Genomic DNA, 4,530 nt, shown 5'->3' on the forward strand with positions numbered 1-4,530 from the left:
TTGGGGTGCGAAGCGCCCCCAATCCAGCAAAACGCGGTTTGCCTGATACGGCTCAGCGCCTGGTTTTGGGGCTGCTGCGCAGCCCAACGCGGGGCAAGCCCGCTCGCCACAGAGAATCTGCGCTTAAGTGAACGGCATAGGGCAAGTCAGCTTGTTACAACAAACCGGCTCTACGCCTCACTTGGCAAACGCATACTCGCCACCTTGCTCCACCGCCTTGCGATACGCCGGCCGCGCCTGGAAGCGCTGCACCCACGCGGCAAGGTTAGGGTAGGCCTGCAACTTGCCCTGAGCCTTGGCGATTTCGCCGATGAAACTCATCTGGATATCCGCGCCGCTCAACGACTCGCCCATCAGGTAAGGCGTGCTTGCCAGGGCGTTATCCAGATAACTCAGGTAATTGGCCACTTCCGATTCGATACGCGGATGCAACGGCGCACCGGCTTCACCCAGGCGACCCACATACAGATTGAGCATCAATGGCAACATGGCCGAACCTTCGGCAAAGTGCAGCCATTGCACGTATTGGTCGTAGCTGGCGCTGGCGGCGTCCGGTTGCAGGCGGCCGGCGCCGTGGCGGCGGATCAGGTAGTCGACAATGGCGCCGGACTCGATCACCACGTTGCCCTCGTCCTCAATCACCGGCGACTTGCCAAGCGCATTGATTGCCTTGAGTTCCGGCGGCGCCAGGTTGGTTTTCGGGTCGCGCTGGTAACGCTTGATCTCATACGGCAGGCCAAGCTCTTCCAGCAGCCACAGAATGCGCTGGGAACGTGAGTTGTTAAGGTGATGGACGATGATCATGGACGGCTCCAGAGTGTGGGGTGTGCAGGAATGGACTGTCACAGCGCCGCAGAGTGCCCCGGCATTCCCCAGGGTGTTTACAACTGTTAACTTTTTTGCGCGGCCATTCGCATTAGGCTAGGCGCGTGCCCCCAACCTGTGAAGAACCCGCCACCATGAAACTGCACGTTATTGCCGCCACGTTCCTTGCCTTCGCCACCTTTCAGGGGCACGCCGCCGTGCCGATCACCCACGTCGCCATCTACCGCGGCCCGGCGGGGTGCGATGACTGTTCGGAAAACGTGAAAACGGCGCTGCTGCGCCTCAACCCCGGCTACCAGGTCGACTTCGTCGGCGCAGACGAGGCTATCGACATCAACGCGCAAACCCTCGCACGCTACGACCTCTACGTGCAGCCAGGCGGCGGGCAGGACATTCCCGGCGCCCTCGACAGCCTGGGCGATGAGCGCGCCGAAGCTATTCGCAGTTACGTGGCAAAGGGCGGCCGTTACCTGGGACTGTGCATGGGCGCCTATCTGGCGGACGACAACAACCTCGGCCTGATCCCCGACGCCATCGACACCGAAGCCGGTCGTCCGGGCTTTGAAGTCAGCGGCATCGACGATGCGGCGGTGCGCGTCACCTGGGCCGGCAAGCCGGACTACGTGTTCTATCAGGACGGTCCGTATTTCCCCACGTCCACGGCGGCCACGCCTTACCAGACCCTCGCGACCTACCACAATGGCGACGTCGCGGCCGCGCGCTACACCTATAAAAAGGGCGTGGTGGTGCTCAGTGGTCCGCACCCGGAAGCCGGGCGCGAGTGGTTCGAGAACGCCGATATACCGCTGGACAAAATGCCCCGTGGCGACCTGTTTGGTGCGTTGATCCGCAGCGTTCAGGAGTAACGCCGCCGACGCCACGGGGCTGTGAGCACTTCTCTGCATGTCGACATCAGGCACGATCGTGACGTACTCAGGCCTTTTCGCCTGGCGCTGCGCCCGTATGGTGGTGCGCAATTGGGTCGCAGAGCACAACAAAAACAATGATTAACCTCAACTCCAAGGATTCCAGCGGTCAGTTGGCGCAAGGCTTCAAGCCCCGCCATGTGACCATGCTGTCGATTGCCGGCATCATCGGCGCCGGGCTGTTTGTCGGTTCCGGGCATGCCATCGCGGCGGCCGGGCCGGCGGTGTTGCTGGCGTACCTGGCCTCCGGGCTGCTGGTGGTGCTGGTGATGCGCATGCTCGGCGAAATGGCGGTGGCGCGGCCTGACACTGGCTCGTTCTCCACCTATGCCGACCAGGCCATCGGCCCCTGGGCCGGGTTCACCATCGGCTGGTTGTACTGGTGGTTCTGGGTGCTGGTGATCCCGATTGAAGCGCTGGCCGCCGGGCATGTGCTCAACCAGTGGTTCCCGCAGGTGGACGCCTGGCTGTTCGCGCTGCTGTCGATCATCCTGCTGGTGATCACCAACCTGTTCAGCGTGGCCAAGTACGGTGAGTTCGAATTCTGGTTCGCCATGGCCAAGGTGATCGCCATCGTCGGTTTTATCGGCCTGGGTTTCAGCGTGCTGATGGGCTGGATTCCGGACCGCGAAGCCAGCGGCCTGAGCCGGCTGATGCAGGAACACGGCGGTTTTGCGCCCAACGGTCTGTCGGCGGTGGTGGGGGCGTTTATCACCATCATGTTCAGCTTTATCGGCACCGAAGCGGTGACCATCGCTGCCGCCGAATCGAGCAACCCGGCGCAGAACATCGCCAAGGCGACGCGCTCGGTGATCTGGCGCATCGGCGTGTTCTATCTGCTGTCGATCTCCATCGTGATTTCGGTCGTGCCGTGGAACGATCCGCTGCTGGCCTCCGTGGGTTCTTACCAGCGCGCGCTGGAGTTGATGAACATCCCCAACGCCAAGTTCATGGTCGATCTGGTGGTGCTGATCGCCGTGGCCAGTTGCATGAATTCCTCGATCTACATTTCTTCGCGCATGCTGTTTTCCCTGGGCAAGCGCGGCGATGCGCCGCGCGCGCTCAAAGCCACCTCGGCGGCGGGCGTGCCCAGGGCGGCCGTGATTGCCAGCACCATCATTGGCGCGGGCGTCACGCTGCTGAGCTATTTCATGCCCGCCGGGCTGTTCCAGTTTCTGCTGGCCAGCTCCGGCGCCATCGCGTTGCTGGTGTACCTGGTGATCGCGGTGTCGCAATTGCGCATGCGTCGGTTGCTGCTGCGGCAAAACGTTGAGCTGACCTTTCGCATGTGGCTGTTTCCCTGGTTGACCTACCTGGTGATTGTCTTCATCTGCCTGGCCCTGGGGGTGATGATGGTGACGCCGGATCATCGCCTGGAAGTGTCGTCGACGATTGGCCTGGCGCTGGTGATTTCGTTTATCGGCCTGGTCACTGCGCGCCAGCACGGGCCGGTGGCCAAACCGGTGGCGCTGAAGCAATCCTGATCAGTCGCTTTGGAGTGAATGCCGTGGCACCTGAGACGCCGGTCTGCCAGACCATCGGCTTTTTGCTGCTGGACCAGTTCACCTTGATTTCCCTGTCGTGTGCGGTCGAGCCGTTGCGCATGGCCAATCAACTGGCGGGCGAGGAGCTGTACCGCTGGCAGACCCTGAGCCTCAACGGCCAGCCGGTGTGGGCCAGCGATGGCGTGGCGGTCACGCCGGATGCGTCCACCCGCGACCTGCTCAGTCTCGACGCGGTCGTGGTGTGCGGTGGTATTGGCATTCAACAGGCCGTGACCGCCGAGCACATTGCCTGGCTGCGCAACCAGGCGCGTCTGCATTGCCGGCGGCTGGGGGCGGTGTGCACCGGCAGTTGGGCGCTGGCCCTGGCCGGGTTGCTCGATGGCTTCCAGTGCAGCGTGCATTGGGAACTGATGGCGTCGATGCAGGAGGCCTTTGCCCGCGTCACGGTGAGTGCGAGCGTGTTCACCCTCGACGGCAATCGCTTCACCAGCTCCGGCGGCACTGCGCCGCTGGACATGATGCTGCACCTGATCAGCCGCGATCACGGTCACGAACTCTCGGCGGCGATCTCGCAGATGTTCGTGTACGAGCGCATTCGCAACGAACGCGATCAGCAGCGTGTGCCCCTCAAGCACCTGCTCGGCACGCAGCAGCCCAAGCTGCAGGAAGTGGTTGCGCTGATGGAGGCCAATCTGGAAGAACCCATCGAACTGGACGATCTGGCGGCCTACGTGAACGTCTCGCGGCGCCAGCTGGAGCGCATGTTCCAGCGCTACCTGTTTTGCACGCCATCGCGTTACTACCTCAAACTGCGCCTGACCCGCGCGCGGCAACTGCTGATGCAGACCTCGCTGTCGATTGTCGAGCTTGGGGTGATCTGCGGCTTCGTGTCGACACCGCATTTTTCCAAGTGCTACCGCGATTTTTTTGGCATCGCCCCCAGCGACGAGCGCGCCGACATGCGCCTGCACCCGCCACTCGCCTCACCGCCCCCGCTGCACGCCCCCGCGCCGGCAACCCCCAGAAGCACCCTGGAACAGGCACGAGATGAACCGACCTTCGCCAGCGTACGCCTTCAACGGCGCTGATGATCACCACGCTGGAATCTGTGTGGCTAGCTAGCGGGTTGTGGCGAGCGGGCAAGCCCTAATGCCGTTCAGCTAAGGAAAATGTGTGGGCTTATTGTGGCGAGCGGGCTTGCCCCGCGTTGGGGTGCGAAGCGCCCCCAATCCAGCAAAACGCGGTGTACCTGATACGGCTCAGCGCCTGGTCTT

The 4,530-nt window shown here is 62.8% G+C and carries 4 protein-coding genes; 3 read left to right on the top strand and 1 reads right to left on the bottom strand.

Annotated features, from left to right (window positions below):
- Positions 1-177: 177 nt before the first annotated feature.
- Entirely contained in the window at positions 178-804 is a 627-nt protein-coding gene (locus tag TU75_RS25970; protein ID WP_015372533.1) for a glutathione S-transferase family protein, read from the bottom strand.
- Positions 805-959: 155 nt separating this feature from the next.
- Between TU75_RS25970 and TU75_RS25975 the strand changes: the two genes are divergently transcribed.
- The 3 genes from TU75_RS25975 (at position 960) to gbdR (ending at position 4,344) form a co-directional block, all read left to right on the top strand.
- A complete protein-coding gene (locus TU75_RS25975) occupies positions 960-1,691 on the top strand; it encodes a BPL-N domain-containing protein (RefSeq protein ID WP_060550530.1) in 732 nt (243 codons plus the stop codon).
- 137 nt (positions 1,692-1,828) lie between these two features.
- The gene (locus TU75_RS25980; RefSeq protein ID WP_060550531.1) at positions 1,829-3,235 is read left to right on the top strand and encodes an amino acid permease; all 1,407 of its coding nucleotides are present in this window, start codon (positions 1,829-1,831) and stop codon (positions 3,233-3,235) included.
- Positions 3,236-3,258: 23 nt separating this feature from the next.
- Entirely contained in the window at positions 3,259-4,344 is a 1,086-nt protein-coding gene (gene gbdR / locus TU75_RS25985; protein WP_015372530.1) for a choline metabolism transcriptional regulator GbdR, read from the top strand.
- Positions 4,345-4,530 lie beyond the last annotated feature (186 nt).

Source organism: Pseudomonas poae, assembly GCF_001439785.1.
Lineage (GTDB): Bacteria > Pseudomonadota > Gammaproteobacteria > Pseudomonadales > Pseudomonadaceae > Aquipseudomonas > Aquipseudomonas poae.

Excerpts from the sequence above, each read along its gene's own strand:
- TU75_RS25970 (WP_015372533.1), bottom strand. The coding sequence starts at position 804 with ATGATCATCGTCCATCACCTTAACAACTCACGTTCCCAGCGCATTCTG.
- TU75_RS25975 (WP_060550530.1), top strand. The coding sequence starts at position 960 with ATGAAACTGCACGTTATTGCCGCCACGTTCCTTGCCTTCGCCACCTTT.
- TU75_RS25980 (WP_060550531.1), top strand. The coding sequence starts at position 1,829 with ATGATTAACCTCAACTCCAAGGATTCCAGCGGTCAGTTGGCGCAAGGC.